The 2,635-nt window shown below is 65.4% G+C and carries 1 protein-coding gene; it reads right to left on the minus strand.

Annotated features, from left to right (window positions below):
- The coding region (locus AC6R19_RS22630; protein WP_500582133.1) for a hypothetical protein at positions 1-2,635 on the minus strand (2,635 nt) is incomplete at both ends.

Below are 2,635 nucleotides of genomic sequence, written 5' to 3' on the forward strand. Positions count from 1 at the left end.
CTGCGCACGGCGTGGGGGCCGGCGTTGCCGCCCAGGCCGCGGTCGGCGCTGCCGTACTGGTAGGAGAGGCCGAAGTCACTCTTCAGGCGGATATTGCCCACGGCGTCGTAGTCGTAGTCCACCGCCTGGCCCGGGGTACCGTCGCTCCAGCTCTTGCTGCTCAGGCGCAGGCGCTGGATGTTGTCGTACTGGAACGACTCGGTGACCGTCACGCCCTCCACGCGGTTTTGCCGGGTGGTCAGGTTGCCGAAGGCGTCGTCGTAGTCGTAGTGCAGGCCCAGCATTTCGCCGAGGGGGCCGTTGACCTGGATGTCCTGTACATCGCCGGTGGAGTCGTAATAGCCCTGGCTGAGCGCGAGGTCGTTGCCGTAGACGGCAGCCAGTACCTGGCCGCGGGCGTTGACATCGGTCACCTTGAAGTAGGTGATGCAATCCTCGCCGGCGCAGCTGATGGGATCGCGCTCCTCGACCAAGTTGCCGTACCTGTCGTAGATGAGTTCCACATACTCGCCGGTGGAGAAGGACTTGCCCTTCACGCGGCCGTAGTCGCCGTCGTAGGCGTAGTAGGTGGTGAAGTGCTCCGAGGCCTCGCTGGCACTTGCGAAGGTGACCCGCTCGGACAGCGGGCGCACCAGGTCGTCATAGACCACGGCGCGGGTGTAGTCCTCCTGCGGCATATACACCTGGCTCAGGGTGCCCGGCTTGTTGGACTGGTCGTAGGTCCACTGGGCCTCCAATTCGCCGTTGACATATCGGTGGGTCATGCGGCCCAGCTTGTCGTAGTCGAACTCCAGTATGTCGCCGTTGGCGTTGGTGGTTCTCTCCACTTCGCCGAAGCCGTTGTAGTCGTTGACGGCCGCCGGCAGTTGCACGGTGCCCGCATCCGGGTCGTCCACCGAGGTCTTGCGGCCCAGGTTGTCGAAGTAGTAGCGCACCTGGTTGCCCTGCTGGTCCTGGATCAGGATCTTGTTGCCCAGGCCGTCGTAGCGGTAGTGGGTGCTGGAGCCGGCGGCGTCGGTGGTACTGAGCAGCTGGCCGTTGGCGTCGATCACCCGGGTGGCAGTGGAGCTGCCGTCCGGCAGGGTGATGGTGGTGGTCAGGCCCGCGTAGTCGTAGAGCCAGGTCTGCTGACTGACGGTGTGGCCACTGCGGTCCACCACCTTGCGGCGGTAGCGGCCCAGTTCGTCGAAGTCCTCGTAGCGCACGAAGTGCTCGCCGGCGCTGTTGTGGGACGGCTGGCTCTCGGCCACCTTGCGGCCGTGGGCGTCGTACTCGGCCAGGGAGACGATCGCCGGCTTGCCCTCGAAGGCCTGGGTCTCGGCCTTGATCACGCGGCCCAGCAGGTCCAGGTACTCGGTGACTATTGGGCTGCCGTTCTGCACGGTGATCTTCTTCGATACCGCCAGGGCCGGGCAGTCGGCGCCGCAGTACTGGGTGGCGGTGTTGACCGGCTGCTGGCCGTCGCGCTCCACCTTGTACAGCGCACCCATATCGTTGTAGCGGTAGTAGGTGCGCACGCTGTTGGGGCTCAGCTCCTCGTCAATCACACCGAAGCGCTGGTCGTACCAGGTGCGACTCTTGTGGTCGAGCGCATTGTAGTGCTCGTACGGGAAGTAGCCGTCCGGGTGGTAGACGGTTCTGCTCAAGCGGTCCAACTCGCCCGGCGCTTCCAGGCTGACCGAGGTCACGTTGCCGTACTGGTCGTAGCCCAGTTCCCGGGCGCTCTCCTCGCCGGCCACGCCCTGCTGCAGTGTCTCGCGCTTCAGGTTGCGGCTGCCGTCGCTGAAGTACTGGTAGTCGGTGGTGATCACCTTGGTGTTGTTGGCGAGGGAGTCCGGCTGGATCGACGCCAGGCCGCCCAGGTACTCGGTGGGCTGGGTGGTGACCGTCTTGCGCTGCAGCTTGTCGGTCCAGCCGAGGGAGGCCTCGCCGTAGTCGTACTGGTAGTCGATATCCGCGCGGTTGCGCACCGCCACGGCGCCGTTCAGGAAGCTCTCCTTGGTGGTCTCCAGGCGGCTCAGGTTGCCGTACTGCAGGTCCTGGCCGGCGTTGTAGCGGCTGATCACCGTCTCCTTGCCGAGCGGATTCCGGGTCTCCAGGTCGAAGGTCTCCTCGATGCTCTGGTCGCGGAACACCTGGTAGAGACCGGTATCCGGATAATACTGCCAGTTCCAGCTGCTGCTGCTGCGGCTCAGCGGGTTGACGCCGGCAGTGTCGGTGCTCAGGCGCACCTCAGCCGTCTTCGGCCGGCCGGTGAGCGGGAACTGGTCGTGGTACTCGGTGCGGGTGATGGTGCTGTAGCTCTCGCCTTCCACCTGCGCGTCCACGGCGATGGCCCGGAAGCCCTGGTAGCCGCGGCCCATGGTGGAGTACATGGCATCTTCGTAGCGGTAGCACTGGCTGTTCATGCCGCCGACGCCGTTGGAGCTGGCGTAGCGGGATACCACCTGCATGGTGGAGTTGAAGTGGTAGTGGCCAGTGGCGTTTACGCTGCGGTCCACGGCGTAGAAGGGGTTTTCCTCGCCGTATGCGCACAGCTCGCTGCCGGCGCCGGACAGCGGGCTGTACTGCCAGAAGCGCTCCTGGCCCAGGCCGTTGACGGTGTAGGCCAGGGCGTCGTCGCCGTAGCTGCTGG

It is taken from the genome of Microbulbifer sp. SE14, assembly GCF_059834885.1.